Here is a 15619-nt window from a genome sequence, read left to right as displayed (position 1 = left end):
TTATAGGAAGGCTGTTTCCTCAAAGCTGCGCAACTTACGGCTATGGATACGCTCCAGCGGCATCTCGCGCAGGCGCTCCATCGCGCGGATGCCTATCTGCAAATGTCGCGCCACTTGCGTTTTGTAAAAGTCCGAGGCCATCCCCGGCAGCTTCAGTTCGCCGTGCAACGGCTTGTCGGAAACGCACAAAAGCGTGCCGTAAGGCACCCGGAACCGAAAGCCGTTGGCCGCAATCGTGGCGCTTTCCATATCCAGCGCAATAGCGCGCGACTGGCTTAACCGCATCACGGGGCCAGAGTGATCGCGCAGCTCCCAGTTGCGATTGTCGATCGTGGCAACGGTCCCCGTTCGCATGATCCGTTTGAGGTCAAACCCTTGCAATTGCGTCACATCGGCCACCGCATTTTCCAGCGCGATCTGGATCTCGGCCAGCGCGGGGATGGGCACCCAGACGGGCAAGTCATCATCCAACACGTGATCCTCGCGCAAATAGGCATGGGCAAGGACAAAATCCCCAAGGCTCTGGCTGTTGCGCAAGCCGGCACAGTGGCCCACCATCATCCAGGCATGCGGGCGCAGCACGGCAATGTGGTCGGTCGCGGTTTTGGCATTGCTTGGCCCGACCCCGATATTGACCAAGGTTACCCCCTGCCCGTCGGCACGTTTAAGGTGATAGGTCGGCATCTGCGGCAGCTTCAGCGGTGTCGGCAGCTCCCCATCTGCCGTGCGCAAGACCGCGTTACCGGTGCCGACAAATTCGGTGTAGCCGCTGTCGGGATCAGCCAGCATCGCCCTTGCGTAGGCCTCGAACTCCTCCACATAAAACTGGTAGTTGGTGAAAAGCACATGGTTCTGGAAGTGCTCGGCATCGGTGGCGGTATAATGCGACAGGCGCGCAAGGCTGTAATCCACCCGCTGCGCGCTGAACGGGGCCAGCGGATAAGAGCCGTCCGCAAAAGCACCATGCGTGCCGTTCACGATGTCGTCATTCGTGGTCTGCAAATCTGGCACGTCAAACACATCACGCAGGCTAAAGCTTAACACACCCTCTTGCGGGATAGAGATGCCCGGATTGCCCGCCACCGCGAAATGCACGGGGATCGGCGTATCCGACGGGCCGATCTGCACACCAACGCCGTGGTTTTTCATCAACAGTTCGATCTGTTGGATCAGGTATTTGCGAAACAGATCGGGGCGGGTGATGGTGGTGGAATAGGTACCGGGATGCGCCACATAGCCAAAGCTGAACCGCGAATCGCTTTTGGTAAAGCTTGTCGTTGTTAGCCGGATTTCAGGGTAATAGGCCCGCACCCGCGCGTCCGGCCTGCCTTGGGTGACGGCTGCGCTGAACTGTTGGGCCAAAAACTGCGTGGCCTCGAAATACAACTCCTCTAGCCGGTCCACTGCCGCCAATGCCGAGGTGAAGTGGTCACTTAGCGGGTCTTTCGGCGTTAAAATCGGAAGGCTCATACTATCGGTCATGCGATCTACTTTTCCCTACAGCTTTGCTGGCGGCATTAAGGGCGGGTTGCGATAAGACTTCAAGCCTTTTGATTGGTGTGCTTCGCCTTACCAGTTTCAAGTTGCATAGGCCGGCAACGGGCTTGATACTGAACGGATGAAAACACTTCTTTCTATTGGTCACGGCTATTCGGCGCAGGGCTTGGCCCGGCTTTTGCAACCTTTGGGCTGGCGCATTATCGGCACCACCCGCAACGCGCAAAAAGCCGCCAAGATGCGCGCGAACGGGATTGAAGCGGTGATCTGGCCGGGTGAGGACATCGCGCCGGCCTTGGAGCAGGCAAGCCATCTGCTGACCTCTGTCGCGCCGGATGCGGGCGGTGATCCGGTACTGGCAGCCCTTGGGCCGCAGATCTTGGCGTCAGATCTGGAATGGGTCGGTTATCTATCCACCACGGGGGTTTACGGCGATCATCAAGGCGGTTGGGTTGATGAAGAAACCCCGCTGACCCCAAGCACCCAGCGGGGCCAGCAGCGCGTATTGGCCGAGGATCAGTGGCAAGCCTTGGGCCTGCCGTTGCATATCTTCCGGCTCGCCGGCATTTACGGCCCCGGCCGCGGCCCCTTTGCCAAGGTGCTAGAGGGCAGCGCGCGCCGCATCCTCAAGCCGGATCAAGTGTTTTCGCGCATCCATGTTGATGATATCGCGCAGGTGCTTGCCGCCTCTGTCGCGCAGCCAAACCCCGGTCGCACCTATAACATTTGTGACAATGATCCAGCCCCGCCCGAGGATGTCATCGCCTATGCCGCCGAGCTTTTGGGCCTGCCCGTTCCGCCAAGTGAAAACTGGGATACGGCAAAGATGACCCCGATGGCGCGCAGCTTTTACGCCGAAAGCAAACGCGTGCGAAATGACCGCATAAAAGAGGAGCTTGGCGTAGAGCTGATCCACCCCGATTATCGCAGCGGCCTGCGCGCGTTGTTTGACGCCGAATTCTGACTTTCTGTTAGTTGTCGTTGATATCGCGATCCCATATTTTGACCTTGCTTGCTTGGGAGCCCAACAGTTTGCGCATCACGATCCACGCAAGCAAGGAGGCCACCGCAAAGATCAGCAATGTCGTGGGCAAGCTGCCCAAGACCCCGATGCCGACCAAAACACCGGTCGCCACGGCCCCCAAGGCAAAGCCAAGGAAAATATAGCCGGGCGCAAGCACCTCCAGCACGCCAAGCGCAAAGCCCAGAACGATCCAGACCCACCAAAGGCCATACCAGCTCATGTTCGGCCCTTCAGCATTTTGAAGGCGTCGCCAAAGGCCTCCAACGCCTGCGCCGGCACGATAATCGTTTGCTTGCCGGCCCCCTGCCCCACGGCTGTCAATGCCTCCACCTGCTTAAGTGCTACTTGATACTGCGCCGCCTCCAACCCGTGCAGGCGGATCGCCTCGGCAATCACGCCGGTCGCATAGGCCTCGGCATCGGCCAGAACGCGGCGTTCCTTGGCTTCTTGCTGGGCGGCATAAAGTTCGGCGTCCGCGTTTAATTCCATCGCCCGCTTCTTGCCCTCGGCCTCTGTTACTTGTGCCCGCCGTGCGCGTTCAGCATTCAACTGCTGTAACATCGCGGCGCGCGTGGCCTCATCAAGGTTCACGTCCAGAACCTCGGCCCGCGTCACCTCAATCCCCCAGTCATCGACCATCGCCGCTACCAGTTCGCGCACCATGCCGATCAACTGGCTGCGGTTGGATTGCACCTGATCCAGCTCCATCTTGCCGATCTCGGAGCGCACAATCCCCGCGACCGTTGTCGCGATTGCGGCATCGACATCGCGGATGCGGTAAACCGTCTTTTCCGGCTCGATAATCCGGTAGAACACTGATGTTTCCACCTTTACCAGCACGTTATCTGCGGTAATCGCATCTTGCATGGCGTTGGGCAGCTGGCGTTCCAGAATAGAGATTTTATGCGCAACCTTATCCAGAAACGGCACGACAAAGTTGATCCCCGGCCCCAAAACCGAGCGCAGCTTGCCAAAGCGTTCCACCACATGTTGCTCTGATTGCGGCACAATCCGCACGCCCAGAAAAATACAAACAATGATGAAAACGGCGATCGCAATCGCCACCGCATTCCCACCGATAAACTGCTCAATATCCATCGCTCTGCCCTTTTCGCGAGTTCTTAACCATAATTGGTCCCTTATGCCCGTCCACGCAAGGTAAACCCTTGTTTCACCGGTGTCGGCATCATCCGAACCTAGATCGCATGCATCAATTAATTATTCCTTGTCGTCAAAGCCAGACGCGCCAATTCGCACCCTTCACCTTGTGCAGCCCCGCCCCCACCGCCATATTGGGCACGAAACGCGGAGGATACTATGGCAGATGATAAATTCCCCGGCTGGCACGGAACAACCATTCTGGCAGTGCGGCGCGGCGGGGAAGTTGTGGTGGCGGGTGACGGGCAGGTAAGCCTTGGGCAAACGGTTATCAAAGGGTCGGCCCGCAAGGTGCGGCGGCTTTCGCCGGGCGGGCGCGATGTGGTTTGCGGCTTTGCCGGATCAACCGCCGACGCCTTTACCCTATTGGAACGGCTGGAGAAAAAGCTGGAGGCGATGCCGGGGCAACTGGCGCGCGCATCGGTCGATCTGGCCAAGGATTGGCGGATGGATAAATATCTGCGCAATCTTGAGGCGATGCTGATTGTGACCGACGGCAAGGACCTTTTCATCATCACCGGCGCCGGCGATGTGTTGGAGCCTGAGCATGACATTGCGGCAATCGGCTCTGGCGGGAACTTTGCTTTGGCGGCGGCACGCGGGTTGATGACAACCGACCTGCCGGCCGAGGATGTCGCCCGCAAAGCCATGGCAATCGCCGCCGATATTTGCGTTTACACCAACGGCAATCTGACCGTGGAAACAATAAGCGCGACTGACTGACAGGAACCCATAATGACCGACCTTACCCCCCGCGAAATCGTGTCCGAGCTGGATCGCTATATCATCGGCCAGAAAGACGCCAAGCGTGCCGTTGCTGTGGCCCTGCGCAACCGTTGGCGGCGCAAGCAGCTTGGCGATGACTTGCGCGATGAAGTCTATCCGAAGAATATTCTGATGATCGGCCCGACCGGCGTCGGCAAAACCGAGATCAGCCGCCGGCTGGCCAAGCTGGCCCAAGCACCCTTTCTAAAGATCGAGGCCACCAAGTTTACCGAGGTCGGCTATGTCGGCCGTGATGTTGACAGCATCATCCGTGATCTGGTCGATGCTGCGATGATCGACACCCGCGCCCGCATGCGTGAGGATGTCAAAGCCCGTGCCTTTGCCGCCGCCGAGGATCGCGTGATTGAGGCGGTCGCCGGCAAGGACGCCCGCGAACAAACCCGCGAGATGTTCCGCCGCAAGCTGAAAGCCGGCGAGCTGGACAATACGGTGATCGAACTGGAAATCGCCGACACCACCAATCCGTTCGCGGCCTTTGACCCGAACGGTCAGGGTGCCGGCGGGCAAATGGGCGGCATGATGAACCTTGGCGATCTGTTCGGCAAAATGGGCCGCACCCAGAAACGCAAGCTGACCGTCGCCGAAAGCCACGAGCTTCTGGTGTCAGAAGAGGCAGATAAACTGCTGGATGATGAGGCGGTAAAGCTGGCGGCATTAGAGGCAGTGCAGGAAAACGGCATCGTTTTCATTGATGAGATCGACAAGGTTTGCGCCCGTGCCGATGCTCGTGGTGCCGATGTTTCCCGCGAGGGCGTGCAGCGCGATTTGCTGCCACTGATCGAGGGCACGACGGTTTCGACCAAGCACGGGCCGGTGAAAACCGACCATATCCTGTTCATCGCCAGCGGTGCCTTTCATGTGGCAAAACCATCGGACCTGCTGCCCGAACTTCAAGGCCGCCTGCCGATCCGCGTAGAGCTTCGCCCCCTCACCGAGGATGATTTCGTCCGCATCCTGACAGAGCCGGACAATGCACTAACCCTGCAGTATACGGCCCTTATGGGCACCGAAGGCGTGACCGTCAGCTTCACCGAGGATGGCATCAAGGCCCTTGCCCACATCGCCGCCGAGGTCAATCAGTCGGTTGAAAACATCGGGGCGCGCCGGCTTTATACCGTGATTGAGCGTGTGTTTGAGGATCTGTCCTTCAACGCGCCCGATCGCGGCGGGGAAACGGTAGAGGTCAACGCCGCCTTCGTCGAAGAGCATCTAGGCGAGCTTTCGCGTTCTGCCGATCTTTCGCGTTACGTTCTTTAATCAGTCGGGGTGCGGGACCGCGCCCCGACGTAATTTAACGAGACCGGCGCAAATAAACGTAAAATGCGCCGTGCCCGCCATGGCGTAAATGCGCCTCGGTCACTTGCAAAATCGCCGATGCAAGCGGCTGTTGGCGCAACCAATGCGGCAGTTGTTGGCGCAAAATGCCGGTCCGGCGCGGCATCACGCTGGTATCCATTCCCGGCTTGCCCTTGCCCGTAATCACCAGCACCAGACGCAACCCTTTGCCATGTGCATTCAGGATAAAGCGGATCAATTCGGGGTGCGCCTCGGCCAATGTCATGCCGTGAAGGTCAATGCGCGATTCAGGCGCAAGCTTGCCACGGGTCAGCTTGCCAAAAGCCTTGGCATCCATTTGCAAGGCCGATGGGGGTGCGGGATTGGGCTTTGGTGTACCCGGCTTTTCACCCAAACGAAACGGTGCGATGCGATGAGCCGGCGCGGGTTGCGTGGCGGGCTGTGGCAACGGGGCCGGCGCATCCTTGGGTTTTCTTTTGACAACAGGGGCATGCATCGGTTTGGCCGTTCGCGCAACAGCATCCCAAAGGGCTTCCTCCTCTGGGCCAAGCGGACGGCGGCGGCGCGACATTAGCCTGCCTCCGCAAAGGCGGGGGCAGCACGGTGATTATCCGCCGCCCAGCCCTTCAGTTCCGAAAACTTCAACAGTTTCGCCATGGCCTACCCCAAGCCTAACGCGCAGACAGGCAGAGCGCCCGCCGCGAAAAAGCAGGCCGCATCAATCGCCGGTGGCAACCAGCAACCAGTTGGGATCATCAGCACCCATCTGGCGCGCAAAGGTCCAGACATCGCGCTGGCGCTTGATCTCGGACGGGCTGCCTTCGACAATCTCACCCAGCTTGTTGCGCACGACCGAATACAGCTCTGCCACAAAGCGAACGGAAACCTCACCCTCACGGCTGGTCGTATCAAATTCTGCGGATTGAACCGCAAGCTCCCGGATGCCGATAAAGTTTGCCTCTACCGTTAGGCCTTGCGCCTCACGGGCGGCGACGGCTTCGGCAAAGCTTTCATAAACATCGGGGGACAGGAACGGTTTGATCTCTTCAATCTCACCCTTCTCGAACGCCATAAAGATCATCTCATAGGCGCCGCGCGCGCCGCCCAGAAACTCCCCTACCGAAAAGCTTGGCTCGGCTTTTTTCATCGTGTAAAGCGCGTTGGCGGCGTCAGAGCCATCGGCGACATGGTCAACGATATCGCGGTCCGGCCCGCCTTCGATAACCTCAAACCCTTTGCGGGCACTTGGCTTGTCGTCGTCCAACGGCAAAGGCGGCTTTTCAAACCCCTCACGCGTGCCCAGAACGCTTTTCAGCTTCAGGATCAGGAAAACGGCAATTCCCGCAAGAACGAGAAGTTGGATTAGCGAAGAATTCATGTCAGTCCTCAGAAAGCCGGGGCAAATGGCCCGATGCGGTTTGGGGTGTTGGTAAGTCACCTCTTTATACTTATGTAGGGTGTGGGGTGCGCCAAGTCTACCGCCCCGACTGTAAAGAAATCACCGGGTATCCGGGAAAGGAGGCCCGATCATGTGGCTACTGCTTGCGTTTGTTGTCGTTCCCTTGATTGAGATCGGCCTTTTTATTCAGGTCGGGGGCTGGCTTACGCTTTGGCCCACGCTGGCGATTGTTCTTGCAACCGGTATTATCGGGACGGTTTTGGTGCGCAGACAAGGGCTGCGTGTTCTGGCTGAATTGCGCAGCTCCATGTCACAAATGCGCGACCCTTTGTCACCGCTGGCACATGGCGCGATGATCCTTTTTGCGGGGGCATTATTGCTTACACCGGGGTTTTTTACCGATACGGTCGGCTTTTTGCTGCTGATCCCGCAATTGCGGCAAATGATCATCACTGCCATTGCCGCCCGCGTGACAGTTGTGGGTGCAGGGGCCACGACCGCGCATCGCCCGCCCGGGAACGATATTATTGATGCCGAATATATTGATGTCTCGGACGATAATGAGCCGAATGATCCCAAAAACAATCGCCCCTCCCGCTGGACAGAGCATTGAGACCACGACAATCACCTGCTAAACCACGGCTAATAATTTTTTGGGAGATATATAATGACTGAAGCAAATGGTGCCGCAGCTGCGCCACAACCCGCAGCACAAGTAAAAATGCAAGTTCTGGGCCAGTTCGTTCGTGACCTGTCCTTTGAAAATGCTGTGGCACAACGTGGCATGCAGGGTGGCGATGTCCAGCCCGACACCCAAGTCGCCGTTAGCCTTGATGCCCGCAAGCGCAGCACGGACAACCAGTTTGAGGTGATTACGAAATTTCGCGTAACTTCCAAGAACAAAGCCAACGACGAGGTTTTGTTTGTTGTGGAGCTGGATTACGGCGGTATTTTCCACATTGAAGGCGTGCCAGAAGATCAGATGCATCCGTTCTTGCTGATCGAATGCCCGCGCATGTTGTTCCCCTACGTGCGCCGCATCATTTCCGATGTGACCCGCGATGGTGGTTTCCCGCCGCTCAACATCGATACCGTGGATTTTCTGGCCCTGTACCGGGCAGAGCTTGCCCGTCGCGCCGAAGAGCAAAAGACCGACAAACCGGTTTCCTGATTTTTCACAAGGGCGGGGTGTGCCCCCCTTGCGGACATTCAGACAAGAAAGCCTGCTGCGGAAATCGCGGCAGGCTTTTGATTTAGTAAGGGTACGAAGGCGCTGGGTGCCTGCAAATTGCGGGCGGTTACCGGATCAAGACCGGCCCCAAAAGCCGACCTCGTCAAAGAAATTGACTGCCCCGCTTTAATTTGACATTAAGCTGCGTAGCCAGGAAGCCGCTAGGTTCTCAGCCATTATGTGTCTTAATGGGGCTGAATATGGTGAAACTTTCCGGATATATCCTAACCGTCCTGTCGGTCGTTTTTGCCAGTTCTGCTGTTGCATGCGAAGGCATTGAGCTGGACCGTGGTGATGTTTTTAACGCCCCTCTGTGCATTCCCGAAACGCCTGCCCGCGTGGTTGTTCTGGACCCAAGCTTCGGGCTGGGCGTCGGGTTGGATGTCGGGTTGCCTGTTGTTGGTGCCCCCCTTGAAATGATGAGCGATGAAGCCCTTCACAAGCGGGCGGTGGAGCATGACATCACCAGCACCGGTTTCGTCACCGAACCCAGCCTTGAGACCATCGTGGCACTACAGCCAGACTTGATTATCGGCTTCGTCGGGTCGGAGTCGGTTGCCTCGGGGATTTACCCGATGGCCGCGCGCGTGGCCCCTACCTTGCTTTTCACCTCGACCGATTGGCGGGAATTCTACCGCCTTCTGGCAAGTTTGAGCGGCAAGGAACAAGAGGTAGCAGACGCGCTTGATACGCTTGACCAGCGCATTGCGGATATCAAGGCGCGGATGCCAGATACGACCGTTTCGGTGCTGCGCATTACCTCATGGGATTTTCAGGTCTATCTTGATGCCCCCGAAACATATGCGCCCTTTGAGATTATGAAACAGGCGGGCGTCCGGCGCAGCGCCTATGAGACAACGGATGATCCGTCGTTGGCCCTCAAGCGGCCCGACCGTGAGGAACTGGCGCAGCTGGACGGCGACATTTTGCTCTATATTGTCGGGGGGACCAATGCCTCTGACCAGGACGGTCGGCACGCCGAAGTGCTGAGTGATCCCTTGTGGAAAATGCTGCCTGCTGTCCGGTCCGGTCAGGTTCATCGTGTGTCGCACGGGACATGGATGCAGTTCAGCGGGATCGCCTCGGCCCATCGTGTGCTTGATGATCTTGAAGCCTATGTGGTGGGGGCACCTTGACCGATATTCGCCGGGACTGCTTGGGACTGGTGTTGCTATCAGCGGGTTTGCTGGCCTTGCTGGTCTGGGGGCTGACGGTCGGCACATCTGATATATCATTGTCTGATGCCTGGCGCGCGCTTTGGTCAGATGCAAACCAGCGGGTAGAGATTGTCGTGCAAGAGGTCCGGCTGCCAAGGTTGCTGGCCGCCATTGTGGTTGGCGCAGCTTTGGCCGCAGCGGGGACAATCATGCAAGCCGTCACCGGCAACCCCATGGCCGATCCGGGGCTGTTGGGGGTCAATGCCGGGGCCAGTTTTGCTGTCGTTCTAGCCATCGCGCTGGGCGGGGTCAGTGATGCGGGCAGTTTGGTCTGGTTCGCGTTTTTTGGTGCAGGCTGTGCGGCGGCACTTGTTTATCTTTTGGGGGGTGCGGGCCGTGCGGGTGCCACGCCGGTCAAGCTGGTTTTGGCGGGTGTCGTTGTTGCCAGCTTTTTGGGGGCGTTGACCATGTCTATTCTGGTCGTCGATATGCAAACCTTTGACGAGGTGCGCCTTTGGACCGCCGGCTCCCTAAAGGGCCGCGATATGCAAAGCGTCTTGTTGTTGGCCCCCTATGCGGGTTTGTCGCTTGCTGGCGCGATCTTGCTGCGGCAGCAGTTCAACGTATTGGCGCTGGGGGCTGATACGGCCGGCAGCTTGGGGCAGAACCAGCCGCTTTGGCTGGCGATTTCAGCCCTTTTGGTGGTCGGACTGGCCGGAAGCGCGGTTGCGCTGGCCGGCCCTATCGGCTTTGTCGGGCTTGTGGTGCCCCATTTGGTGCGGATGTGTATAGGCAGCAACTATGCACGCATCCTGCCGTTTGCCTGCGTGGTCGGGGCGGGCTTGACGTTATTGGCCGATACGGTCCCGCGGGCAATTTTCGCGCGGGATGTGCCGGTTGGCATCTCGCTGGCAGCCATCGGCGCGCCCTTCTTTATCTGGCTGGCCCGCCGTGAAAGGGCGGGTAAGCCATGAGGGCGAGTATCTGGCTGACACTTGCACTGGCTATATCCCTGATGGCGTCCCTTTCTGTCGGAGATCAGCGCATCCCTGCACTCTCGGTTCTGGGGGCATTGGTTGGCGCGGATAGCACGCCCATAACCAACGGATTCATCGTGATCGAGCTGCGGCTGCCGCGCGCAATTCTGGGCGCATTGGTCGGCGCGGCATTGGCGGTGGCCGGTGCCGCCACGCAAGCGTTGATCCGAAACCCGCTGGCCGAGTCGGGCCTGCTGGGCATCAATTCCGGTGCAGCACTGGCCGCTACAATTGTCATTGTTCAAGCAGACAATCTGCCCGAAAGCCTGTTGCCGCTGTTCGCTGTCGGCGGCGCTTTGGCGATGTCGGCAGCGATCTATGCGCTGGCCTGGCGGGCGGGTACAAACACCCTTCGGCTGATCTTGGTCGGTATCGGTTTGGGGGCGCTGGCGGGGGCTGCGGCCTCGTTTCTTTCTGTCTTTGGGCCGGTGGCGCAGGCACAGCGCGCGATGGTCTGGTTGGCGGGGTCCTTGAACGATGCGCGCTGGGTCAAATCGCTGTGGCTATTGGCCGGGGGGCTGCCTGCCGTCGGGGTTCTGTGGCTGATGAAACATGATCTTGACCTTATTTCCTTGGGCGATACCACGGCCCGCGCCTTGGGCCAGCGGGTCCATATGGTGCGCGGGATCGCCGTTTTTGCGGCTGCGGGGCTGGCGGGCGTGGCTGTGGCCGCGGCCGGCCCGATTGCCTTTGTTGGTCTTGTTGCCCCTCATGTTGCGCGCAGGGTGGTTGGTGCCGGCCACGCCCGTCTGATCCCGGCGGCGGCATTGACGGGCGCGGTGATGGTCGTGCTGGCGGATCTGTTTGCGCGCCGTGTCTTTGCGCCGGGGCAGTTGCCGGTGGGGTTGGCAACGGCCCTTCTGGGGGCGCCGTTCTTTGGTTATATTTTGTGGAAGAAGCGTCATGATTAGGCCCAATACCGATGAGTTACAGACCAAAGCTGTCGCGGTGGACTATGGGGCCACCCGGATTGTCGAGGATCTGGATTTGAAAATTGCGCCGGGTCGGCTGACCGTGCTTTTGGGGCCGAACGGATCGGGTAAATCCACCATCCTGCGGGCGCTTGCGCGGCTGCAACCTGTTGCTTCGGGGACGGTTTTGCTGGACGCGCAGGCCATAACCCGCATGAGCACCAAGGAATTTGCGCGCCGCGTTGGCCTGCTGGCCCAAGGGGCGATGGCCCCCGACGGCTTGCGTGTGATCGATCTGGTCCGGCAGGGCCGCTATCCGCATCGGCCCTTGTTTGGTGGCTGGACTGCGGATGATGACGCAGCCGTGGCCGAGGCGCTTGCGCTCACCTCCTTGCAGAAGTTGCAAGACCGGCCGCTTGATGTGCTGTCGGGCGGGCAACGGCAACGCGCCTGGATTGCGATGACCCTTGCACAGGCGACCCCTATCTTGTTGCTGGATGAACCGACAACCTATCTTGATATCGCGCATCAGGTCGATCTGATGAACCTGATCCGGCGGTTGGTCGATGCGCGGGCCATGACTGTTGTCGCCGTCTTGCATGATTTAAATCAGGCGGCCCGATATGCCGATCATCTGATCATGCTGAAATCGGGGAAAGTCATGGCCAAGGGCCCGGCAAAGGATATCATTACGCCAGAGGTTATCGCCCGCGCCTTTGGTATCGAGGTCAAAGTTTTCCAAGATCCCGATAGCGGGTTGCCATTTTGCCTGCCTCAACGGACGCTGAGTGATCCCGCTGATGCCTAAGCGTCACACCCTGTCATAGCATTAGATTCCGGGGCGTTTACCCTTTCCTTACTATATTTGTCGTGTATTGTGCCCGTCAATCGCCAGCCTGAAGCCAGCCACATCACCAGTGCCAGATATTCAGGATCGCGATATGATTTTTAACAGACTTATTTACTCTGTCACGCTTGCCGGAAGCGTTTCCATTCTGTCGATCAACGCGGCAATGGCGCAAGATGTGGCGTTTGATCTGGGAACCTTGGTTCTTTATGGCGACCGGACAACGGGCCAGGCCGAAAAAACCAACAGCAGCGTTGCAATCGTGACCGCCGCCGAGCTAGCCGATCCGACGATCTCCAATTACCGTGACGCCTTTCGGCACATGGCCAACGTTCAGGCCGGCGATTTTGTCGAAAGCGGCTTTGTTTTGCGCGGCATCAACTCTGAGGGTCAGACACCGGGGGGGCTGGGCACACCGCTGGCCGCCTATTATATCGACGGGGTCCAGCAAACCGTTGAGGGCACGCGTCGCGGGATCAACGGGGTTTTCGACGCTGAACAGATCGAGGTGTTCCGCGGCCCGCAATCGACCCTTAGCGGGCGTTCGGCCTTGGCAGGTGCAATCCATCTGCGGACCAAAGACCCCGAGTTTGCGCGTTCCGGCAAGGTTGAGCTGGGCTATGGCTCTGACAACAAGAAATCTGTGGGCCTCGCCTTCGGGGATACGCTTGCGCCCAACCTTGCCTACCGGATCAGCGGTGAATATTACAGCAAGGACAACGACCTAAACTATCCGTCCTATACCCGTTTTGACCGTTATGACGATATCACCTCGGACGAACAATACACCCTTCGCGGCAAGCTTTTGTGGCAGGCAACCGATCAAACCGACGTTCTGTTCAGCTATTCGCATTCATATGGCAACCCGGCCCCGAATGATATTGCAGGCCCTTATTGGTCAACGGCCTCGACGGGTTATGGCGCGCAACGCGGCGACATCTGGGGCAATATCCTGCCCGACTTCTACACCGCATTGATACCGGAATTCCCGGGTTTTCAGGATGTGCGCAACACAAAGGTGGATAACTTCGGTATCGAAGTCACCCATCACGTCAATGATAACCTGACCTTTACCGCGCAAACCGGTTACTCCTCATCGCTGACCGAACGTTATTCCATCAACGAAGGCACGGCGGGTGAATTCCTGACCGTTGCCGGTGAATTTGATCAAGAGCTGCTGACACAAGAATTCCGCCTGAACTATGAGGCCGAGGGCCTGCGTTGGGTCGGGGGCTTCTATATTGGCAAGGAAGAACAGACATCGTTCCGCGATGCGACCCTGCCCAGCTTTACGACCTACCTGCCCGAAAATCAGTATTCCGAGAATACCGGTGACATGCTCAACATCGCGGCATTTGGCGAGGTTGCCTATGAGTTCGCGCCAAGCTGGACCGTCATCGCCGGCGGTCGTCTGGATTACTTTGATCAGGACCAGACAGCTTCGCTGGTGACGGACGGCGTTCCGACCAGCAACAGTGAATCCTCCTTTAGCGATACGGTTTTCGTGCCGAAGGTCGGGATCGAATATGAGCTGGCCAACAGCAACAAGATCGCGCTGATTTATCAAGAAGGCTACCGCCCCGGTGGGTCCGGCATCTTGGCAGCGACGGGCGCTGCATTTGAGTATGACGCGGAAAAAGCAAAAAATCTGGAACTGTCCTACCGTGGGCGGGGGCTTGATGACAAACTCGGCTTTGCAGCAAGCGTGTTCTATCAGGACTGGGATTCCCAGCAGGTTGAGGTGGGTTCTTACCCCAACAACTACATCACCAATGCGGGCAAATCCAAATCCTACGGTGCCGAGCTGGAGCTGAGCTATGCCGCGACCGACATCGTGGACCTTTATGGGTCCGTCGGCTTGCTGCACACCGAGTTCAAAAGCTTTGAGGCCAATGGCATCGACTATTCGGGGCAATCCTTCCCCGGCGCGCCCGAAGCGTCGATCTCTTTGGGTTATTACGCCGGAGAGGCGACCGGCTGGTTCAGCACCGGTTCGATCCAATACACCGGCAGCAGCCTGTCGCGGCTTGAAGGTGGCGTGGCACAACCCGTCAAGCTTGACAACTATACGACCGTGGATCTTTCCGTTGGCTATGCTTGGGAGAAATCAAAGTTGACGGCCTATGTGACCAATGCCTTTGACACCGATTATTTCACCTATGAAAACGGTCCCGGCGTCCTGGCAACACAAGGAGAGGGCCGCGAGATTGGCCTCGTCTATGGCTTTACATTTTAAGATGGCGGCGGCAGGGCACCAAACTTTCGCGACGGTTGCCCTACCGTTTGCTTTGACCCGCGATAAATTCACCGAATATGCGACCGCGCAGGGGCTTACTGTCGAGCAGAATGCCGACACCAGCCTGATCCAGTTCCAACGCGGCGTGGTGCAGGTTTCGGGTGATGCGGCGCAAACGCGGCTGGATATCTCGTCCGAGACGGCCGCCGCCTTGCAGCTGCTGCGTGATACGCTTGCGGAACGGATGAAGGCCCTGCACATCCCGGTGGTGTGGAAGCCCGAAGCAGACAAAGGCCGTCCCGCCAACCTGAGCACCGCAACCGTCGTTGGGGTGCTCCACCTTTCCCCGGCCTATGCGCGGGTTACGATTGAAGGTCCCGATCTGGCGCGTTTTGCCGATGGGGGCCTGCATTTCAGGCTATTGTTCGGGCCGAAAGATGCGGGCTGGCCCTATACGGATGAAACCGGCGTAACCCAATGGCCCGGTGGCGACAAAGCGTGGCATCGGCCGGTTTACACGGTGCGCTCGATCGTCTGTAGCGCGGGCGGATCTGCGTGCATCGATTTTGATATCTTTTTGCATGATGGCGGCCGCGTGACGGAATGGACCAAATCTGTGACGCTTGGGGATGAGGTTGCCCTGACGGGGCCAAATGGTGGCCGCGCCGATCGCAAAGCCGGATGGCAGCTGTTGATCGGGGATGAAACGGCGGTGCCTGTCATTGCCAGACAGCTTGCCGTCTTGCCTGAAAAAACAGCGGGCAAGGCCGTACTTTTTGTGCCCGATGCTGCGGATATCCAGTCATTGGCGCATCCGGCCGGCATGACGGTCCAGTGGGCCCTGCGCAAGGATAGCCAGACACCATTAGATGCCTTGCATGCAGCGGCCTTGCCCGAAAAAGACCGTTTTGTCTTTTTCGCGGCCGAACGCTCAGAGGCGGTGGCGGCCCGCGGGTATCTGGGTGAACAGGGTTTGGCCAAGGATGAATTCCAAAGCGCGGCATATTGGACGGCCCCGACATCTGATGCACAATAGGGCG

At 58.5% G+C, this 15619-nt stretch carries 16 protein-coding genes; 11 read left to right on the top strand and 5 right to left on the bottom strand.

Annotated features, from left to right (window positions below):
• A complete protein-coding gene (locus EOK75_RS08445) occupies nucleotides 1-1482 on the bottom strand; it encodes an AMP nucleosidase (protein ID WP_137193531.1) in 1482 nt (493 codons plus the stop codon).
• Nucleotides 1483-1618: 136 nt separating this feature from the next.
• On the opposite strand from EOK75_RS08445, the gene EOK75_RS08440 reads away from it, so the two are divergent.
• Nucleotides 1619-2461, top strand: a complete 843-nt coding sequence (locus tag EOK75_RS08440) for an SDR family oxidoreductase (protein ID WP_137193530.1) — start codon at nucleotides 1619-1621, stop codon at nucleotides 2459-2461.
• A gap of 7 nt (nucleotides 2462-2468) precedes the next feature.
• On the opposite strand, the gene EOK75_RS08435 is transcribed toward EOK75_RS08440, so the two are convergent.
• Together EOK75_RS08435 and EOK75_RS08430 are read right to left on the bottom strand one after the other, a co-directional pair.
• Nucleotides 2469-2741 carry an NfeD family protein gene (locus tag EOK75_RS08435; RefSeq protein ID WP_137193529.1) on the bottom strand — a complete coding sequence of 91 codons (273 nt, stop codon included), beginning with the start codon at nucleotides 2739-2741 and terminating at the stop codon, nucleotides 2469-2471.
• A complete protein-coding gene (locus EOK75_RS08430) occupies nucleotides 2738-3619 on the bottom strand; it encodes an SPFH domain-containing protein (RefSeq protein WP_137193528.1) in 882 nt (293 codons plus the stop codon). Before EOK75_RS08430 ends, EOK75_RS08435 begins: the two co-directional genes overlap by 4 nt.
• Nucleotides 3620-3838: 219 nt before the next feature.
• On the opposite strand from EOK75_RS08430, the gene hslV reads away from it, so the two are divergent.
• Together hslV and hslU are read left to right on the top strand one after the other, a co-directional pair.
• Nucleotides 3839-4402 (top strand): ATP-dependent protease subunit HslV, encoded by a 564-nt coding sequence (gene hslV, locus EOK75_RS08425; protein ID WP_137193527.1) that lies wholly within the window; start codon nucleotides 3839-3841, stop codon nucleotides 4400-4402.
• Nucleotides 4403-4414: 12 nt separating this feature from the next.
• Nucleotides 4415-5722, top strand: coding sequence for an ATP-dependent protease ATPase subunit HslU (hslU, locus tag EOK75_RS08420; RefSeq protein ID WP_137193526.1), 1308 nt, complete (start codon nucleotides 4415-4417; stop codon nucleotides 5720-5722).
• Nucleotides 5723-5756: 34 nt separating this feature from the next.
• Here hslU and EOK75_RS08415 read toward each other — a convergent pair whose 3' ends face one another.
• Both EOK75_RS08415 and EOK75_RS08410 read right to left on the bottom strand, forming a co-directional pair.
• A complete protein-coding gene (locus tag EOK75_RS08415; protein WP_137193525.1) occupies nucleotides 5757-6332 on the bottom strand; it encodes a Smr/MutS family protein in 576 nt (191 codons plus the stop codon).
• A 147-nt stretch (nucleotides 6333-6479) separates the two neighbouring features.
• A complete protein-coding gene (locus EOK75_RS08410) occupies nucleotides 6480-7139 on the bottom strand; it encodes a Tim44/TimA family putative adaptor protein (protein ID WP_137193524.1) in 660 nt (219 codons plus the stop codon).
• Nucleotides 7140-7290: 151 nt separating this feature from the next.
• Here EOK75_RS08410 and EOK75_RS08405 point away from each other — a divergent pair, with 151 nt between their 5' ends.
• The 8 genes from EOK75_RS08405 to EOK75_RS08370 all read left to right on the top strand — a co-directional run bounded on the left by EOK75_RS08405 (nucleotide 7291) and on the right by EOK75_RS08370 (nucleotide 15615).
• Nucleotides 7291-7773, top strand: coding sequence for an FxsA family protein (locus EOK75_RS08405; protein WP_137193523.1), 483 nt, complete (start codon nucleotides 7291-7293; stop codon nucleotides 7771-7773).
• A gap of 54 nt (nucleotides 7774-7827) precedes the next feature.
• On the top strand, nucleotides 7828-8331 hold the full coding sequence (gene secB, locus EOK75_RS08400; protein WP_137193522.1) for a protein-export chaperone SecB: 504 nt from the start codon (nucleotides 7828-7830) through the stop codon (nucleotides 8329-8331).
• Between the two features lie 260 nt (nucleotides 8332-8591).
• Nucleotides 8592-9527, top strand: coding sequence for an iron-siderophore ABC transporter substrate-binding protein (locus tag EOK75_RS08395; RefSeq protein ID WP_205965445.1), 936 nt, complete (start codon nucleotides 8592-8594; stop codon nucleotides 9525-9527).
• Entirely contained in the window at nucleotides 9524-10522 is a 999-nt protein-coding gene (locus EOK75_RS08390) for a FecCD family ABC transporter permease (RefSeq protein ID WP_137193520.1), read from the top strand. The genes EOK75_RS08395 and EOK75_RS08390 overlap by 4 nt, the downstream gene beginning before the upstream one ends.
• Entirely contained in the window at nucleotides 10519-11496 is a 978-nt protein-coding gene (locus EOK75_RS08385; RefSeq protein WP_137193519.1) for a FecCD family ABC transporter permease, read from the top strand. Before EOK75_RS08390 ends, EOK75_RS08385 begins: the two co-directional genes overlap by 4 nt.
• Entirely contained in the window at nucleotides 11489-12304 is an 816-nt protein-coding gene (locus EOK75_RS08380; protein WP_137193518.1) for an ABC transporter ATP-binding protein, read from the top strand. Before EOK75_RS08385 ends, EOK75_RS08380 begins: the two co-directional genes overlap by 8 nt.
• A 133-nt stretch (nucleotides 12305-12437) precedes the next feature.
• Nucleotides 12438-14579, top strand: a complete 2142-nt coding sequence (locus EOK75_RS08375) for a TonB-dependent receptor (protein ID WP_137193517.1) — start codon at nucleotides 12438-12440, stop codon at nucleotides 14577-14579.
• Nucleotides 14563-15615: a siderophore-interacting protein gene (locus EOK75_RS08370; protein WP_168199188.1), complete on the top strand. Its 1053-nt coding sequence runs from the start codon at nucleotides 14563-14565 to the stop codon at nucleotides 15613-15615. The genes EOK75_RS08375 and EOK75_RS08370 overlap by 17 nt, the downstream gene beginning before the upstream one ends.
• Nucleotides 15616-15619 lie beyond the last annotated feature (4 nt).

Origin of the sequence: Pseudorhodobacter turbinis (genome assembly GCF_005234135.1) — a bacterium.
GTDB classification, from domain to species: domain Bacteria; phylum Pseudomonadota; class Alphaproteobacteria; order Rhodobacterales; family Rhodobacteraceae; genus Pseudorhodobacter; species Pseudorhodobacter turbinis.
The sequence above is the reverse complement of the archived record's forward strand: the minus strand, read 5'-3'. Positions and strand labels throughout refer to the sequence as shown.

Bases quoted from the DNA above. Each gene is read 5' to 3' on its own strand.
- EOK75_RS08445 (WP_137193531.1), bottom strand. From the start codon at position 1,482: ATGACCGATAGTATGAGCCTTCCGATTTTAACGCCGAAAGACCCGCTA.
- EOK75_RS08440 (WP_137193530.1), top strand. From the start codon at position 1,619: ATGAAAACACTTCTTTCTATTGGTCACGGCTATTCGGCGCAGGGCTTG.
- EOK75_RS08435 (WP_137193529.1), bottom strand. From the start codon at position 2,741: ATGAGCTGGTATGGCCTTTGGTGGGTCTGGATCGTTCTGGGCTTTGCG.
- EOK75_RS08430 (WP_137193528.1), bottom strand. From the start codon at position 3,619: ATGGATATTGAGCAGTTTATCGGTGGGAATGCGGTGGCGATTGCGATC.
- hslV (WP_137193527.1), top strand. From the start codon at position 3,839: ATGGCAGATGATAAATTCCCCGGCTGGCACGGAACAACCATTCTGGCA.
- hslU (WP_137193526.1), top strand. From the start codon at position 4,415: ATGACCGACCTTACCCCCCGCGAAATCGTGTCCGAGCTGGATCGCTAT.
- EOK75_RS08415 (WP_137193525.1), bottom strand. From the start codon at position 6,332: ATGTCGCGCCGCCGCCGTCCGCTTGGCCCAGAGGAGGAAGCCCTTTGG.
- EOK75_RS08410 (WP_137193524.1), bottom strand. From the start codon at position 7,139: ATGAATTCTTCGCTAATCCAACTTCTCGTTCTTGCGGGAATTGCCGTT.
- EOK75_RS08405 (WP_137193523.1), top strand. From the start codon at position 7,291: ATGTGGCTACTGCTTGCGTTTGTTGTCGTTCCCTTGATTGAGATCGGC.
- secB (WP_137193522.1), top strand. From the start codon at position 7,828: ATGACTGAAGCAAATGGTGCCGCAGCTGCGCCACAACCCGCAGCACAA.
- EOK75_RS08395 (WP_205965445.1), top strand. From the start codon at position 8,592: ATGGTGAAACTTTCCGGATATATCCTAACCGTCCTGTCGGTCGTTTTT.
- EOK75_RS08385 (WP_137193519.1), top strand. From the start codon at position 10,519: ATGAGGGCGAGTATCTGGCTGACACTTGCACTGGCTATATCCCTGATG.
- EOK75_RS08380 (WP_137193518.1), top strand. From the start codon at position 11,489: ATGATTAGGCCCAATACCGATGAGTTACAGACCAAAGCTGTCGCGGTG.
- EOK75_RS08375 (WP_137193517.1), top strand. From the start codon at position 12,438: ATGATTTTTAACAGACTTATTTACTCTGTCACGCTTGCCGGAAGCGTT.
- EOK75_RS08370 (WP_168199188.1), top strand. From the start codon at position 14,563: ATGGCTTTACATTTTAAGATGGCGGCGGCAGGGCACCAAACTTTCGCG.